The sequence below is a fragment of the Paraburkholderia lebeckiae genome, assembly GCF_050436225.1.
Taxonomy (GTDB): domain Bacteria; phylum Pseudomonadota; class Gammaproteobacteria; order Burkholderiales; family Burkholderiaceae; genus Paraburkholderia; species Paraburkholderia tuberum.
Genome location: NZ_JBNDLU010000002.1, coordinates 266,019 through 282,199, shown reverse-complemented (window position 1 = coordinate 282,199; position 16,181 = coordinate 266,019). Strand labels below are relative to the sequence as shown.

14 protein-coding genes are annotated in these 16,181 nt (G+C 64.7%); 4 read left to right on the top strand and 10 right to left on the bottom strand.

Going from position 1 to position 16,181, the window contains the following annotated elements:
• Positions 1–20: 20 nt before the first annotated feature.
• From OKW45_RS16045 to OKW45_RS16030, 4 genes are all read right to left on the bottom strand, one after another.
• A complete protein-coding gene (locus OKW45_RS16045) occupies positions 21–1,028 on the bottom strand; it encodes an ABC transporter permease (protein WP_429469786.1) in 1,008 nt (335 codons plus the stop codon).
• Positions 1,015–2,535: a sugar ABC transporter ATP-binding protein gene (locus tag OKW45_RS16040; protein ID WP_429469784.1), complete on the bottom strand. Its 1,521-nt coding sequence runs from the start codon at positions 2,533–2,535 to the stop codon at positions 1,015–1,017. Before OKW45_RS16040 ends, OKW45_RS16045 begins: the two co-directional genes overlap by 14 nt.
• A gap of 62 nt (positions 2,536–2,597) precedes the next feature.
• Positions 2,598–3,518 (bottom strand): substrate-binding domain-containing protein, encoded by a 921-nt coding sequence (locus OKW45_RS16035; protein ID WP_018421660.1) that lies wholly within the window; start codon positions 3,516–3,518, stop codon positions 2,598–2,600.
• 144 nt (positions 3,519–3,662) lie between these two features.
• Positions 3,663–4,640, bottom strand: a complete 978-nt coding sequence (locus OKW45_RS16030) for an AraC family transcriptional regulator (RefSeq protein WP_018421661.1) — start codon at positions 4,638–4,640, stop codon at positions 3,663–3,665.
• Positions 4,641–5,017: 377 nt separating this feature from the next.
• Here OKW45_RS16030 and dalD point away from each other — a divergent pair, with 377 nt between their 5' ends.
• The 3 genes from dalD to OKW45_RS16015 all read left to right on the top strand — a co-directional run bounded on the left by dalD (position 5,018) and on the right by OKW45_RS16015 (position 9,013).
• Positions 5,018–6,439: a D-arabinitol 4-dehydrogenase gene (gene dalD, locus OKW45_RS16025; protein ID WP_429469782.1), complete on the top strand. Its 1,422-nt coding sequence runs from the start codon at positions 5,018–5,020 to the stop codon at positions 6,437–6,439.
• A 67-nt stretch (positions 6,440–6,506) separates the two neighbouring features.
• The gene (xylB, locus tag OKW45_RS16020) at positions 6,507–7,988 is read left to right on the top strand and encodes a xylulokinase (RefSeq protein ID WP_429469780.1); all 1,482 of its coding nucleotides are present in this window, start codon (positions 6,507–6,509) and stop codon (positions 7,986–7,988) included.
• Between the two features lie 77 nt (positions 7,989–8,065).
• On the top strand, positions 8,066–9,013 hold the full coding sequence (locus OKW45_RS16015; protein WP_018421665.1) for a sugar-binding transcriptional regulator: 948 nt from the start codon (positions 8,066–8,068) through the stop codon (positions 9,011–9,013).
• 275 nt (positions 9,014–9,288) lie between these two features.
• Here the strand turns inward: OKW45_RS16015 and OKW45_RS16010 are convergent, their stop codons facing one another.
• The 6 genes from OKW45_RS16010 to OKW45_RS15985 form a co-directional block, all read right to left on the bottom strand.
• Positions 9,289–10,398 (bottom strand): ABC transporter ATP-binding protein, encoded by a 1,110-nt coding sequence (locus tag OKW45_RS16010; RefSeq protein ID WP_018421666.1) that lies wholly within the window; start codon positions 10,396–10,398, stop codon positions 9,289–9,291.
• 87 nt (positions 10,399–10,485) lie between these two features.
• Positions 10,486–11,187 carry an HAD family hydrolase gene (locus tag OKW45_RS16005; protein WP_429469778.1) on the bottom strand — a complete coding sequence of 234 codons (702 nt, stop codon included), beginning with the start codon at positions 11,185–11,187 and terminating at the stop codon, positions 10,486–10,488.
• On the bottom strand, positions 11,184–12,059 hold the full coding sequence (locus OKW45_RS16000) for a carbohydrate ABC transporter permease (protein WP_018421668.1): 876 nt from the start codon (positions 12,057–12,059) through the stop codon (positions 11,184–11,186). The genes OKW45_RS16005 and OKW45_RS16000 overlap by 4 nt, the downstream gene beginning before the upstream one ends.
• Complete coding sequence (locus OKW45_RS15995) at positions 12,056–12,991, bottom strand: carbohydrate ABC transporter permease (protein WP_429469776.1); 936 nt, start codon at positions 12,989–12,991, stop codon at positions 12,056–12,058. The genes OKW45_RS16000 and OKW45_RS15995 overlap by 4 nt, the downstream gene beginning before the upstream one ends.
• A 168-nt stretch (positions 12,992–13,159) precedes the next feature.
• Positions 13,160–14,482: an ABC transporter substrate-binding protein gene (locus OKW45_RS15990; RefSeq protein WP_018421670.1), complete on the bottom strand. Its 1,323-nt coding sequence runs from the start codon at positions 14,480–14,482 to the stop codon at positions 13,160–13,162.
• A 97-nt stretch (positions 14,483–14,579) separates the two neighbouring features.
• Complete coding sequence (locus OKW45_RS15985; protein WP_035471049.1) at positions 14,580–15,359, bottom strand: L-iditol 2-dehydrogenase; 780 nt, start codon at positions 15,357–15,359, stop codon at positions 14,580–14,582.
• A 298-nt stretch (positions 15,360–15,657) separates the two neighbouring features.
• On the opposite strand from OKW45_RS15985, the gene OKW45_RS15980 reads away from it, so the two are divergent.
• The gene (locus OKW45_RS15980; protein WP_429469774.1) at positions 15,658–16,155 is read left to right on the top strand and encodes a Fur family transcriptional regulator; all 498 of its coding nucleotides are present in this window, start codon (positions 15,658–15,660) and stop codon (positions 16,153–16,155) included.
• Positions 16,156–16,181 lie beyond the last annotated feature (26 nt).

The window sequence follows — 16,181 nt, the reverse complement described above, 5'->3', positions numbered from 1 at the left end:
AGGATGTGGGGAAGACAGCGTTACTTTCTGCGGTCGCGACTGATATAGATCGCGAGCAGAATGATTCCGCCCTTGATCACGTTCTGTACGTACGGATTCACGCCGACCATGTTCAGGCCGTTATTCAGGACGCCGAGTAACAGCGCGCCGATCAGCGTGCCGATGATCGAGCCGCGCCCACCGGAGATCGAAGTGCCGCCCATCACGACGGCGGCGATCGCGTCGAGTTCGAAACCGACGCCCGCGTTCGGCTGGCCGCTCATCAGGCGCGCGGTCAGCACGATCGCGGCAAACGCTGACGTCAAGCCGGCGATCGTGTAGACGATCAGCTTCACGCGCGCGACACGCACGCCGGACAATCGCGTCGCCTGCTCGTTACCGCCGATCGCATACACATAGCGGCCAAACGGCATCCGTTCGAGCAGCACCCATGCGATCAGATAGATCACCGCCATGATCACGACCGGTGCCTGGACGCCGAGAATCTTGCCGCTGCCGAAGAAGCTGACCCAATCGGGCAGACCGTCGATCGGATAGCCGCCCGTGTAGATCAGCGCGAGACCGCGCGCGATACCCATTGTCGCGAGCGTGACGATGATCGGCGGCATGCCGGCGAACGCGACGAAAAAGCCGTTGGCCGCGCCGAAGCCGAGACCGATCGCGAGGCCGACCGCAAGGGCCGCCACCGCATTCATGCCGGCGACCATCAGCCCGGCCGACAGCGTGCCCGCGAGCGCCATCACCGAGCCGACCGACAGATCGATGCCGCCCGTCAGGATCACGCAGGTCATGCCGACCGCGATGATCGCGTTGATCGACACCTGACGCAGCACGTTCTCGATGTTCGCGGCCGACAGAAAGCTGTCGCTCGCGAACACCATCACGACGCAGACGACCAGCAGGCCGATGAACGGATAGAACAGTGTCGAGCGTTTCAGCGCGGCCCACGTGAAGCGCACCGGCGCGCCCGGCGTGTCGCTGCCGACGCTCGATGTTTTCGGCGAAGAGGAAGGATTAGGCATGTTCATGAGAGGCTCCGAGCGAACCGGCGGTCGCATAGGTCATCACGGCGTTCGATTCGATCGCGTCGCCTTCGAGCAGCGCTTCGATGCGGCCCTGCCGGAATACGGCGACGCGGTCGCACATGCCGACGATCTCCGGCAACTCGGACGAGATCATGATGATCGAGTAGCCGCGCGCGGTCAGTTCGCGCATCAGCAGATAGATTTCGGCCTTCGCGCCGACGTCGATGCCGCGTGTCGGTTCGTCGAAGATCAGGATGTTGGTGTGGTGATTGAGCCAGCGCGCGATCACGACCTTCTGCTGATTGCCGCCCGACAGCGTCGCGACTTCGGTGTGCATCGTTGGGGCCTTCACGCCGACGCGCTTCATGATGTCGGCGGTCGCGCGCGCTTCGCTACGTTGGTCGATGAAGAAACGTAGCGACCGGTACTTGCCGAGGTTGTTGATCGAGATGTTCTGCTTGATCGAGAACTCGGTAATGAGCCCTTCGGTCTTGCGGCTCTCGGGCAGAATGCCGACTCCCGCGCGCAGCGCATCGGCCGGATCGGCGAGCTTCGCGGCCGCGCCGTTCACGCGAATTTCCTTCGCGTACGCACGGTCCGCGCCGATCACCGCGAGCGCGGTCTCGGTGCGCCCCGAACCGACGAGTCCCGCGAAGCCGAGAATCTCGCCCTCGCGCAGCGTGAAGCTCAACTCGGGGCTGTCTTTGAACAGCTGCAAGCGCACGACGTCGAACACGACCTTCGCATCGGCGCGCGGGGTCGGTTTCGGCGGAAAGCTGCTTTCGATGCGGCGTCCCACCATCATCTGCACGAGCCGGCCCACGTCGGATTGCGCGACCTCGGTCATGCCGACGTACTGGCCGTCGCGCAGCACCGTGATGCGGTCGCACACCTCGAAAATCTCTTCGAGGTGGTGCGAGATGAAGATCATCGCAACGCCCTGCTGCTTCAGCTCGCGCATGATCGTGAACAGATGCGCGGCCTCGGCTGGCGTCAGCGTCGCGGTCGGTTCGTCGAGAATCAGCACGCGCGCATCGAGCGACAACGCCTTGCCGATTTCGACGAACTGCTGCTGCGCTACCGACAGTTCCCGGATCGGCACCGACAGATCGATCGCTACGCCAAGCCGCTCAAAAATCCGCGCCGCCGCGCGCCGCATGCTGCCGCGTTCGAGCAGACCGAAGCGGTTGCGCAATTCACGGCCGAGAAACATGTTCTCCACCGCGTTCAGATACGGAATCAGGCTGAACTCCTGAAACACGATACCGACGCCCGCGGCCACCGCGTCGTGATAGTTCGCGAAGTGGCGTTGCTCGCTGTCGAGCGTGATCGTGCCTTCGTCCGGCTGGTAGATACCGCATAGAATCTTCATCAGCGTCGACTTGCCCGCGCCGTTCTCGCCGAGCAGCGCGTGAATCTCGCCGCGCGCGATCTCGAGGTGAATGCCTTGCAGCGCCTTCACACCGGGAAATCTCTTGCTGATGTTGTCGAGCTTCAGAATCGTGTCCATCGCATGTTCCTGTGCCGCGCGCCGCCGCGCATGATCCGCACGCGCGGCAGCCTGCGCTTGCGTTACCAGCTGAAGCCCTTAGCGTTGCTCTTGTCGATCATCTTCACGTCGACCGGAATCGCTTTCGGCACATTGGCGCCCCACTTCTTCGCTAGCGCGATGCCGAGCGCGATGCGCACCTGGTCGGCCGGGAATTGCGCGGACGTCTCGACGAATTTCGAATTCGGCTTCTGGATCGCGGCGATCGCTTCCGGTGCGCCGTCGACGCTCGTCAGCTTGATGTCCTTGCCCGACGATTCGATCGCCGACAGCGCGCCCATCGAGCCGCCGTCGTTCACGCTGAACACGCCCTTCAGGTTCGGGTGCGCCTGAATCATGTTCTCGGTGACGGACAACGCGGTCGCGCGTTCCTGCTTGCCGTTCTGCGTATCGACGAGCTTCACGCCCGGCGACTTCGCGAGCGCCGCCTTGCAGCCGCGCACGCGTTCGAGAATCGGCACGACCGGAATGCCGTCGAGAATCGCCACTTCGCCGCTGCCGCCGATCGACTTCGCGAGGTAGTCGCACGCCATCACGCCCGCGTCGTAGTTCTTCGAGCCGACGAACGAATCGACCGGACCGTTCGCGTTCGCATCGACCGCGACCACGACGACGCCCGCCTTCTTCGCCGACGTGACCGCCGACTGGATGCCGGTCGAGTCGGTCGGATTGACGAGCAGGATGTCGATCTTCTTTTGCAGCATGTCTTCGACGTCGCTGACCTGCTTGCTGACGTCGTGATGCGCGTCAGTGACGACGACCGTCGCGCCGGTCGACGCGGCCGCGTCGTTCAGCGCTTTCTGCATCGTCACGAAGTATGGGTTGTTCAGTTCCTGGAACGTCATGCCGATTTTGAGCGGCGCGGCCTGCGCAGTCTGCGCGGCCGACATGGCGACGAGTGACAAACCGAACGCGAGCGAGGCGACACGGCGCGCGAACATCATCGAAGGGTTAAGCGAAAGAGTAAACGGCTTCATGGTTGTCTCCATTTTTTGAAGTGAGCACGCCCCCTCGCGCTGTGGGCGCACAGCGCGATCGATGCGTGTTGAAACGCGAGTGGAATAAAGCTGTGAACTACCGGGCGGCCACTATGTGACCGGGTACGCGACGCCGCTACGCGGCAAGCCCGGCGCGAGCACGATCGCCGGCGCGTTGTCGATGCCCCTGCCATGCGCGGCCGCTTGCTCGGAGGCATCGCGGCTCGCATCGTTCAGTTGCTGATAACGGCGAAACGTCGACGGCGCCATGCCCTTCATCGCAAGAAATTGCCGGTTGAAATTCGACAGGTTGTTGAAGCCCGCCTTGAAGCAGATGTCGGTCACGCTCAGTTCGCCATCGGTCAGCAACTGGCACGCGAGATTGATGCGCATGCGGTTTACGTACTGCACGAACGGCAGCCCGGTATGGCGGCGGAAATAACGCGAAAACGCGCTGACGCTCTGGCCGGCGAGTTGCGCAAGCTCCGACTCGCGCAACTCGTTCGCGAGGTTCTTGCCGATATACGCGAGCACGTGATTGATGCGGGTCGCCGCGAAGCTGGTCGGATCGGCCTGATAAGCGGGACTCGCGAGCGTGTCGCGATCCGGCGCGTTGATCAGGATTTCGAGCATCGACATGAACAGCACGAGCCGGCGCAGCCCGCGCGCCGCGAGCAGTTCGAGAAAGAGCGGCTTGATCTGCGCGGATGTCTCCAGACCGAACGACAGGCCGCGACGCGCATCGGCGAGCAGCGCCTCGACCTGACGCCATTCCGGAAAACTCTCGAGACAGTTCGATACGAACTCCTGGCCGAATTGCACGACCAGATTGCGCTGCGCGACGCTTTCGCCTTCGGGCACGTCGCTGACCCAGTTGTGCGGCAGGTTCGGCCCCATCAACACGAGGTTGCCGGGCGCGAAGCTGCCGATGTGATCGCCGACGAACATCTTGCCGGTCGTCGCGACGATCAGATGGATTTCGTACTCCGGATGAAAGTGCCAGCGCACCGTGCGATACGGATAGCCATGCGACCACACTTTGAACGATTCGTCGTGGCGTACGGCCACGATTTCGAGATCAGGTTGCACTGTCTGCCTCCATGAAGCGGCGTGCGGGAGGCGCCGCCGATCTTGATCTTGTAAAGCGAAAGGTAACCGCCAAACGCGTTGGCAACCACTTTAAAAGAAACCGCGGACCGATACTTTTTTGTATTCGGGTTAGCCCCGACGCGTGCGCGGTCAAATTTGATGCAATGCAATATGAGTACCGCGATTTGTTTGGTCGCCTCGAACGCTCGTCGCTGCCGCCGGCGCATCGCCCATGCCGCGCTGCGCCATCAAAAGCCCGCCCCTTGCCTTGACTTTCGTTTCTCCGGGTACGATCATTCGCTCACATACAGAGCAAATGCTCTGCACGCACAGAACGCGCGCCGCGAGCGCCGCGGACAAGTTTTTGGAGACACAACATGAACAGCGGGCAAGGCAGCGGCGCGGCCGCACACGTGATCCTGCACATCGGCGCGGGATCGTTTCATCGCGCGCATCAGGCGTGGTATCTGCACCGGCTGAACGAAGCGAGGGCGGACGGCGAGCCGCGCTGGTCGCTCACCGTCGGCAACATTCGCGGCGACATGAACCCGGTGCTCGAAGCGCTCGCCGCGCAGAACGGCGTCTACACGCTCGAAACCGTCACGCCGCAAGGCGAGCGCGCCTACGAGACGATTCGCTCGATCGAGCGCGTGCTGCCCTGGAGCGAAAGCCTCGACGGACTGATCGAAGCGGGCGCCGATCCGGCTTGCAAGATCATCGCGTTCACGGTGACCGAAGGCGGCTATTACCTCGACGAACACGACCGGCTCGACACCGCGAATCCCGATCTCGCCGCCGACCTCGCCGGCGGGCACACGACGATCTACGGCGCGCTCGCGGCGATTCTCGACGCGCGCGCGAAGCGCGGCGCGGGACCCGTCACGCTGCAGACCTGCGACAACCTGCGCAGCAACGGCGAGCGCTTTCATGCGGGCATGAGCGAGTTTCTCGAACGACGCGGCGCGAACGAACTCGCGCAATGGTTCGACGACAACACGTCATGCCCGTGTTCGATGGTCGATCGCATCACGCCGCGTCCGACGCCTGACGTGCGCGAGCGCGTGAAGGCCGCGACCGGCGTCGACGATGCGAGTCCGGTGATGGGCGAGGCGTTCATCCAGTGGGTGATCGAAGACCGCTTCATCGCGGGACGGCCGGCCTGGGAGAAGGTCGGCGCGGAACTCGTCGATTCGGTGCTGCCGTACGAGGAAGCGAAGATCCGCATTCTCAACGCGACGCATAGCTGCATCGCGTGGGCGGGCACGCTGGTCGGCCTGAACTACATTCACGAAGGCACGCTCGACGCCGACATCCGCCAGTTCGCGTACGACTACGTGACCGAGGACGTGATCCCGTGTCTGACACCGAGTCCGCTCGATCTCGAACGCTATCGCGACGTCGTGCTCGAGCGCTTCAGCAACCCGCATATCCTCGACACGAACCAGCGCGTCGCCGCCGATGGGTTCTCGAAGTTACCCGGCTTCATCGCGCCGACACTCGCCGAATGCTTCGAGCGCGGCGTCACGCCGGCGGCGACCTCTATGCTGCCCGCGTTGTTCTTCCGCTTTCTGGAACGCTGGCACACGGGCAAGCTGCCCTACGCGTATCAGGACGGCGTGATGGACGAGCGCGTCGCGCACGCCTTTTTCACGGCGCCCGATCCGCTGCGCGCATTCGCGGCCGACCGGCTGCTGTGGGGCGGCATGGCGCAGACGCCCGAGCTCGAAGCGGCGCTCGCAGGCGCGCTCGCGCGGGTCGACGCATGGCTCGCCAAACGCGGCGCGACGAGCCAGGCTTAATGCGCATGACAACGCGCGCGATGAACCGCTAAAGTAGCGCATCCCCAACGACGAAGGTTTCGCTCCCATGTACCTAGGCATCGACCTCGGCACGTCCGAAGTGAAAGTTCTGCTGCTCGCCTCCGACGGCCGCGTGATCGGCACCGCAGGCTCGCCGTTTACCGTTTCGCGTCCGCACCAGCGCTGGGCCGAGCAGAATCCCGAAGACTGGTGGGCCGGCACGCGCACGGCGCTCGCCGCGTTGCGCGCGCGCCATCCCGACGAGTTCGCGCAGATTCGCGGCATCGGCCTGTCGGGGCAGATGCACGGCGCGGTGCTGCTCGACGCGGAAAACCGCGTGCTGCGGCCTGCGATCCTTTGGAACGACATGCGGAGCGACAAGGAGTGCGCGGAGCTGACCGAGCGCGCGCCGGATCTGCACAGCGTCGCCGGCAATCTGGCGATGCCCGGTTTCACGGCGCCGAAGTTGCTGTGGGTCGCGCGTCACGAGCCGGAGATTTTCGCGAGGACTGCCTGCGTGCTGCTGCCGAAAGACTATCTGCGCCTGCAACTGACCGGCGGCAAGGTGTCCGATCCATCGGACGCGGCCGGCACACTGTGGCTCGACGTCGCGAAACGCGATTGGTCCGATTCGCTGCTCGCTGCCTGCAACATGACGCGCGCGCAGATGCCGGCGCTGCGCGAAGGCAGCGCGCCGGCCGGCACGCTGCTGCCGGAACTCGCGCGCGAATTCGGCCTGCGCGACGACGTGATCGTCGCGGCCGGCGGTGGCGACAACGCGACCAGCGCGATCGGCATCGGCGCGACGCAACCGGGCGACGGCTTCGTGTCGTTGGGCACCTCGGGCGTGCTGTGCGTGGTCGGCGACAGCTTCCGCCCGAACCCGGCCTCCGCCGTGCACGCGTTCTGTCATGCGATCCCGGACCGCTGGCATCAGATGAGCGTGGTGCTGTCGGCGGCGAGCTGTTTGCGCTGGGTCTGCAAGCTGACGTCGACCGACGAGCCGACGCTGCTCGCCGAAATCGAGGCGCTGCCCGCCGAGGCGTTGACCACCGCGCCGCTCTTTTTGCCGTATCTGTCGGGCGAGCGCACGCCGCACAACGACCCCTATGCGCAAGGCGTATTCTTCGGCATGACTCACGCAACCGACCGCGCGCTGCTCGGCTACGCGGTGCTCGAAGGCGTGACGCTCGCGCTGACCGACGGCCTCGACGCGCTGCGCGCGGCCGGCACCGAGGCGAAGGTGTTGTCGCTGCTCGGCGGCGGCGCACGCAGCGACTACTGGGCCCAGTTGCTCGCCGATGCGCTCGACACTGTCACCGTCAAGCACGGCGGCGGCGAAACCGGCGCGGCGCTCGGCGCGGCGCGTCTCGGCTGGCTCGCCGCCGGTGGCGAGCCGGTCATCGTGCTGACCAAGCCGCCCGTCGAAAAGAAGTTCACGCCGAATCCGCGCCGCCACGCGCAATTGCGCACCCGGCTCGAAGCATATCGCGCGCTGTATCGCCACGTACGGCCGCTGTTCGATCCCGCGCGCGCACCGCTCGCCTGAGCGTCAACCGCGGCCGGCCCGCGCGACAGACGCGCCGCCGGCCGCTATCATCGGCGCACTTCAACCGAAAACTCATCGTGCCCAGGTCCACAGAAAAACTCGATCTCGCCACGCGCGCCGCGTGGCTTTATTACGTCGCGGGCAATACCCAGAACGAAATCGCCGAGAAGCTGCAGGTATCGCGGCCGGTCGCGCAACGGCTCGTCGCGTTCGCGGTCGAAAAGAACCTGATCCGCGTGCGGGTCGATCACAAGCTCGCTGATTGCCTGTCGCTCGCCGATCAGCTGTCGAAGCGCTATGGCCTCAGCATGTGCGAGATCGTGCCGATCGACGACGATACCTCCGAGGAAGTCGACCGTAAGCTCGCGGTGGCCGGCGCGCAGGTGATGGAGCGCTATCTGAGCGAGGAAAAGCCGATGGTCGTCGCGGTCAGCAGCGGCCGCACGCTGAAGGCCGCGGTCGATCAGATCGCGCAGCTAGACCGTCCGCAGCATCGGCTGGTATCGATGGTCGGCGCGATCGCGCAGGACGGCTCCTCGAACCGTTACGACGTCGCGCTGCACATTTCCGAAAAGACCGGCGGCAAGCATTTTCTGCTGCCCGCGCCGCTGCTTGCCGACAGCGAGGCCGAGCGCGCGCAGTGGTGCAATCACCGTCTGTACCGGATCGTCGAGTCGCTGTCCGCGCAGGCCGATGTCGCGTTCGTCGGCATCGGCAACATCGGCATGACCTGTCCGTTGCACGAGGACGGCTTCATCACGGAAGGCGAGGTGAACGAACTGATGCACAACGGCGCGGTCGCCGAAATGCTCGGCCTGCCAATCGATGCGGCCGGCGCGCACGTCGAATCGCCGACCGGCCGACGTGTGACGAGCATCGCGCTCGACACGCCGCCGCGGCGGCCGACCATCGGCTTCGCGGGCGGGCTGCGCAAGCGCGAGGCGCTGATCGCGGTGCTCAAGGGGGGGTGGTTGTCGGGGCTCGTTACCGATGAGTTGTGTGCGCGGGCGGCGTTGGAGGCGTGAAACGGTGCCCGCAGAAGAAGCGGGCGCGATTGGTGTAGACGCGCCGTAAGTTGGCGTAGCCGAGAGTCTTACTCGCTCAGGATCTGCTTCAACTCCATAAGAAGCGAGGCGGTCGTGTGACCCTCCAGGTCTGGCGAACAATCTTGGCCGTAAGCCTCCTCAAATGCCTTGTCCTGATCGAGGTAGGCTCCGAAGAAATGACCACGCTCCAGGGACAGCGCCTTGCGTGGGCCGCCTGCTCCTGCAATGCGTCATTGCAATGCGTCATCGCGCGATCAAGCCGCCAGCACCTCCACAATCTTGCGCTGGAACGCCTTGCCTTCGCTGTCGAACAGATGGCAATGCTCGGGCGTCCCGCCGAGCTTCTGCACGTTGCCCTTCGCATGCCGTTCGAGCGGCGGAATCCGCGCGATCAATCCGTCGGGCGCCACGCTCGACTCTGCGTACAGATACGCGGCATCGCCGAGCGATTCGACCGTCATCGTGCGTGCCTCGATCCCGTCCTCGGTCGTGCTGACGTGCAGATGCTCGGGGCGGATGCCGACCGTTACCTTGTCGCCCTGCTTGGCCGCGCCCGGCTCGACCGATACGCGCTGCGTCTCGCCGGTCTCGTAACGCACCGTGACGCCGTCGTGCGACACCGACTGCACGACGCCTTCCATGAAGTTCATCTTCGGCGAGCCGATGAAGCCGGCCACGAAGCGGTTCGCCGGCGCGTGATACAGCATCGTCGGACTGCCGACCTGCTCCAGGTTGCCCGCCGACAACACGACGATCTTGTCGGCCAAAGTCATCGCCTCGACCTGGTCGTGCGTCACGTAGATCATCGTCGTCTTCAACTCGTCGTGCAGGCGCGCGAACTCGAGACGCATCTTCACGCGCAGCGCGGCGTCGAGATTCGACAGCGGCTCGTCGAACAGAAACACCTTCGGCTTGCGCGTGATCGCGCGGCCGATCGCGACGCGCTGACGCTGGCCGCCCGACAGTTGCTTCGGCTTGCGATCGAGCAGATGGTCGATGTGCAGGATCTTCGCCGCGTTGCGCACGGCTGAGTCGATCTCCGGCTTCTTCGCGCCGGCGAGCTTCAGGCCGAACGCCATGTTGTCGTACAGCGTCATGTGCGGATACAGCGCGTACGACTGGAACACCATCGCGATGCCGCGCTTGGCCGGCGGCACGTCGTTCATGCGCACGGCGTCGATGTTCAGATCGCCGCCCGTGATGTCCTCGAGGCCCGCGATCATCCGCATCAGGGTCGATTTGCCGCAACCGCTCGGCCCGACGAACACGACGAACTCGCCATCGGCGATGTCGAGATTGATGTCGCGCATCACCTCAGTGTCGTCGTAGGCCTTTCTGATGTTGCGCAAGGTTACGCTTGCCATGATGTGTCTCCGTGTAATGCTGTTCGATGCTGCTCGTTACTTCGTGCTGCTACCTGATGCCGTGTCGTGTCGCGTGCATTCGCGCGCTCATGGCGCCGCGGCCGTTGCGGACAGTGTCCATTGCGCGACGAGGTCGGGCAACTGCCGCATGTCGTCGAACACATGGCGCGCGCCCGCCGCATGCAGACGATCGATCTGCGCATCGCTCGCATGACCGCCGCCGATAAACCCCAGCACCGCCATGCCCGCCGTGGCCGCCGCCGTGACGCCGGTCACGCTGTCCTCGACGACGAGGCACGCCCCCGGCGCGAGCCCGAAGCCTTGCGCCGCCGCCAGATATACGTCCGGCGCGGGCTTCGGATTCGGCACCGCGTCGGCGCAGAACAGCCGCTCGCCGAAGAAACGCTTCAGGCCCGTGCGCGCCAGCACCGTCTCGACATACGGCCGGAAGCTATTGCTCGCGCAGCCTTTGACGAGCGGCACCTGGGTCAGTGCCATCTCGATGCCGTCGACCGCGGGCGCCTCGATCGCCGCCGCTTCGACCACGCGGCGGATCGCATCGATATCGTCGGCGCCGAGCTGTTTGCCGAGCTGAGTCGCGGTGTCCTGCAACACGCGCTCGATGCGCAGCCCGAGCAGCGGCAGCACGACCGGCTCGACGTCGATGCCGGGCCAGCGCGCCTCGAGTTCACGCACCAGCATGCGCGCGGCCACCGCTTCGCTGTCGATCAGCACGCCGTCGCAATCGCAGATCAACGCATAGCGCACGATGCCCGGGCCAGCCGTCATTTGACGGCCCCGAACGTGAGCCCGCGCACCAACTGCTTCTGCGACAGCCAGCCGACGATCAGGATCGGCGCGACCGCCAGCAACGAAGCGGCCGACAACTTGGCCCAGAACAAACCTTCAGGACTCGAATACGACGCGATGAACACGGTCAGCGGCGCCGCGTTCGAGCTCGACAGGTTGATGCTCCAGAACGCCTCGTTCCACGACAGGATCACGAGCAACAGCGCGGTCGACGCGAGCCCGGGCAGCGCCATCGGCATCAGCAGATAGACGATCTCCTGCCACGTCGCCGCGCCGTCGATGCGCCCGGCTTCGAGAATGTCGCGCGGAATCTCGGCGAAGTACGTGAACGCCATCCAGACCGCGATCGGCAGATTGATCAGCGTGTAGACGATGACCAGGCCCGACACGGTATCCAGAAGGCCGGTGTTTTTCCACAGCAGATAGATCGGCACCAGCACGCCGACCGACGGCATCATCTTCGTCGACAGCATCCACAGCAGCACTTTCTGCGTGCGGCGCGTCGGGAAGAACGCCATCGCGTACGCGCACGGCACCGCGAGGATCAGGCACAGCAGTGTGACGCCGACCGAGATCAGTATCGAATTCCACGCGAACGCGAAGTAGTTGCTGCGCGCGAACACCTCGCGGAAGCTGTCGAGCGTCGGCACGAAAAACAGCGACGACGCATAGGCCTGCTGCTCGGTCTTGAACGCGGTGATCGTCATCCAGAAGATCGGGAAGAACAGCAGCAGCGCGACGAGCCACGCGATCACGCCGGGAATGCCGCGACGAATCGTGTCGAACGGCGATTTGGTCGGCACCGCGACCGGCTGCGTCGTCGATGCCGTAGTGGAGGCAACGTGGCTCATTTTTCGTACTCCCCTTTCAGGTTCTTCGCGAGCATCCGCACGAGGAAGATCGACACGATATTGGCCAGCACGACCGCGAGAATACCGCCCGCCGAGGCGAGACCGACGTCGAACTGTTGCAGGCCCAGCGCGAAGATCAGGTACGACAGGGTCGTGGTCGCGTTGCCCGGACCGCCGCCCGTGGTCGTATAGATCTCGGCGAAGATCGACAGCAGGAAAATCGTCTCCATCATCACGACGACCGCGATCGCACGTCGCAGGTGCGGCAGCGTGATGTAGAAGAACATCGAGAACGGACCGGCGCCGTCGATCTTCGCGGCTTCCTTCTGCTCCTGGTCGAGCGACTGGATCGACGTGAACAGGATCAGGAACGCGAACGGCAGCCACTGCCACGCGACGATCATGATGACCGCGGTGAGCGGATAGTCGGCGAACCAGTCGATCGGCTGCATGCCGAGCGCCCGCATGCCCTGCGCGACAAGGCCGTACACCGGGTGCAGGATCATGTTCTTCCAGATCAGCGCGCTGACCGTCGGCATCACGAAGAACGGGCCGATCGCGAGCAGGCGTGCCACGCCCTGCCCGTAGAACTTGCGGTCGAACAGGATCGCCATCAGCACGCCGCCGCCCACGGTGATCACGAGCACCCATACGATCAGCTCGATCGTATGTGCGATCGACGGGCCGAACGACGGATCGGTCGCGAGATAGCGGTAGTTGTCGAAGCCGGCGAAGCCGCGCAGATCGGGATTCAGCAGGTTGTAGTGCGAGAACGAGAACCAGATCGTCATCGCGAGCGGAATGACCATCCACAGCACGAGCACGCCGACCGACGGCGCCACGAGCCAGCGGGCCGAACTGGCCTTACGCTCCTCGCGTTCTTTTTCTGTCTGGGGATGGGTTTGCATCAGAGGTAGGCGCAAAGGACGCATGATGGACCACCTGTTCGGTAATGCGCGGAGCGTTCGCCTGAGCCGCGTATGTGCGACGCGGCGTGCCGTGCCTGAATGGCGCACGGCACGCGCCGCATCGCATACGGCGCAGACCAACGGCCGCCCTGCTGCATGAGCCGCATCGGTCGATGCGGCGGGCCTGCCGGGTTACTTCTGATAACCCGCCTGCTTGACCGCGCGATTCGCGGCCGCGTTGCCGGCCGCGAGTGCCTGGTCGACCGTCATCTGACCAGCGATCGCGCCGGAGATGCTCTGCCCGACCACCGTGCCGAACGACTGGAATTCGGGAATTCCGACGAACTGCACACCCGTGTACGGGACCGGCTTCAAGGTCGGATGATCCGGGTCGGCGGTCTGGATCGCCTTTAGCACGAAGTCGCCGAACGGCGCGGCCTGCTTGTACTCGGGGCGCGCGTAGGTGGATTCGCGCGTGCCCGGCGGCACCGAGGCCCAGCCTTCGTCCTTCGCGACCATTTCAATGTACTCCTTCGAGGTCGCCCACTCGATGAACTTCTTCGCCGCATCTTGCTGCTTCGACGACTTCGGAATCGCGAGCGCCCACGCCCACAGCCAGTGCGAGCCCTTCGGCGTGACCTCGATCGGCGCGGCCGCGAAGCCGACCTTGTCGGCGATCTGCGACTGCTGCTTGTTGTAGAGCATGCCGGCCGCGACCGTCGCATCGATCCACATCGCGCACTTGCCCGACGACATCAGCGTCAGGTTTTCGTTGAAGCCGTTCGAGCTTGCTCCCGGAGGGCCGTCCTTCTTCAGCAGGTCGACGTAGAACGTGATCGCCTTTTTCCATTCCGGCGACGTCAGCTGCGCGTTCCACTTCTCGTCGAACCAGCGGCCGCCGAAGGTGTTCACGACCGTCGTGGCGTACGCCATATTCTCGCCCCAGCCCGCCTTGCCGCGCAGGCAGATGCCGTATTGCTCCTTGGACTTGTCGGTGAGCTTGTCGGCGAATTGGGCGATCTGGTCGTAGGTCGGCTGGTCGGGCATTTTCAGACCGGCCTTGTCGAACAGATCCTTGCGGTAATAGGTCATCGAGCTTTCGACGTAGAACGGCAGCGCGTACAGCTGGCCGTTCGCGGACAGGCCGTCGCGGGCCGTCTTCACGACATCGTTGAGGTCATAGCTCGCCGGCAGGTTGGTGATCGGCGCGAGCCAGCCGCGCTTGCCCCATTGGGGCGTTTCATACGCGCCGATCGTCATTACGTCGAATTGGCCGCTGCCGGTCGTGATGTCGGTCGTCGCGCGCTGACGCAGCACGTTTTCCTCGAGGATCACCCAGTTCAGCTTGATGTCCGGATTCGCCTTTTCGAACGCGGGCGACAGCTTCTTCAACTCGATCATGTCCGGATTGTTCAGCGTCGCGATCGTCACCGTCGCCGCCGATGCGCTCAGCGCGAAGCAGGTGGCCGCGCCGGCACCGGCCGCCTTCAGCGCGAATTTGAAAGCTGGTTTCATCGTTGTCTCCTTTTTCGTACGTTATATGATGCTGCGTTCGTTTGACGGAATGACGCGCCGCTCAGAGCAGTCAACGTGCCCGCTCCCTGCTCTTTATTCAGCTCATCCAGTTGCCGCCGTCGACGTTCAGCGTCTGCGCGGTGATGTAGTCGGCATCGGCCGACGCGAGGAACAGCGCGGCGCCGGTCAGGTCGTCGGGCACGCCCATGCGGCCGAGCGGCACGGCCTCGCCGACGAGGCGCTTCTTCTCACCGAGCGGCCGGTTCTCGTAGCGCGCGAACAGCGCGTCGACCTCGTTCCACATCGGCGTGTCGACGACGCCCGGCGCGATGCCGTTCACATTGATCTTATGCGGCGCGAGCGCGAGCGCCGCGGACTGCGTATAGCTCAACACCGCCGCCTTGGTCGCGCAGTAGTGCGACACGAGCGCCTCGCCGCGCCGCCCGGCCTGCGACGACATATTGATGATCTTGCCGCCGCGGCCCTGCTCGACCATCTGCCGCGCGACCGCCTGCATCAGGAAGAACATGCCCTTCACGTTGACCGCGAACAGGCGGTCGAACACGTCCCAGGATTCGTCGAGGAGCGGGCGCATGTCGAACAGCGCCGCATTGTTGAACAGGATGTCGATCTGGCCGAAGCGGCCGAGCGTGCTCGTGACGATGCGCTCGATGTCCTCGCGGCGCCGGACGTCGGCGCTGACGCTCAACACGCGCTCGCTGTAGGTGCCGCGCAGCGCGCCGCCGATGCTGTCGGTCGGCTTCACGTCGACCAGCACGCAGCGCGCACCCTCGTCGAGATAGCGCAGGGCTACCGCTTCACCGATACCACTGGCCGCGCCCGTCAGAATGGCGACTTTGTCCTGCAATCGTGCCACTGCCTGTCTCCGGTTCGTTTTTACATTTTGGCGCGCAGTGAGCGAACGCTCATCGCGCGATCAATTGCTCGGTTAGTGATCGAATGATCGGATACGGACTGGATCATGTCAAGGCACGGGGACGAATTTCGATGGTGCAGCGCGGCAGGAGCAAGCCCATTGCGCCAGGGGTCGCCACGACGCGTTCGCTGCGTGCCGCCGTGCGAAGATTCGCACCGCTGACAAAAAATGGCGATACGTTATATCATTTCGACCTTGCAGCCCGCTCGGGGGCCGCCATGCCAGGAGATTCACGCCGATGACTACCTCGCTCGCCGAACAGCACGCCATGCGGCTCGCGCATGCGGACGCGCACGCCGCGGCGCAGGGGCTCGCGCTGACGCCGCTGCGCCGCCAGGTGTACGCGGCGATCGTCGCGAGCGAGCGGCCGGTCGGCGCGTACGAGTTGCTCGACGCGCTCGCGCCCGAGCGCGGTCGCATGCCGCCGACCACCGTCTATCGCGCGCTCGACTTCCTCGTCGCGCACGGCTTCGTGCACCGGATCGAATCGAAGAACGCGTTCATCGCCTGCTGCGAAATCGGCGTGCCGCATCGCAGCCAGTTCCTGATGTGCGACGGCTGCGGCGCGACCGTCGAGATTCCCGGCGACGAACTCGCCGACCGCCTGTCGCACAGCGCGCCCGCGCATGGCTTCGAGGTGCATCGTCAGGTGATCGAGCTAAGTGGACTGTGCGGGCCATGTGCGCGAGCGGCGAAGCCTGGCGGCGCCGGCGGCGCAGCAGGCAATTCGTCGTGATCAGATGCACGGCGCCGCGCTAAGCG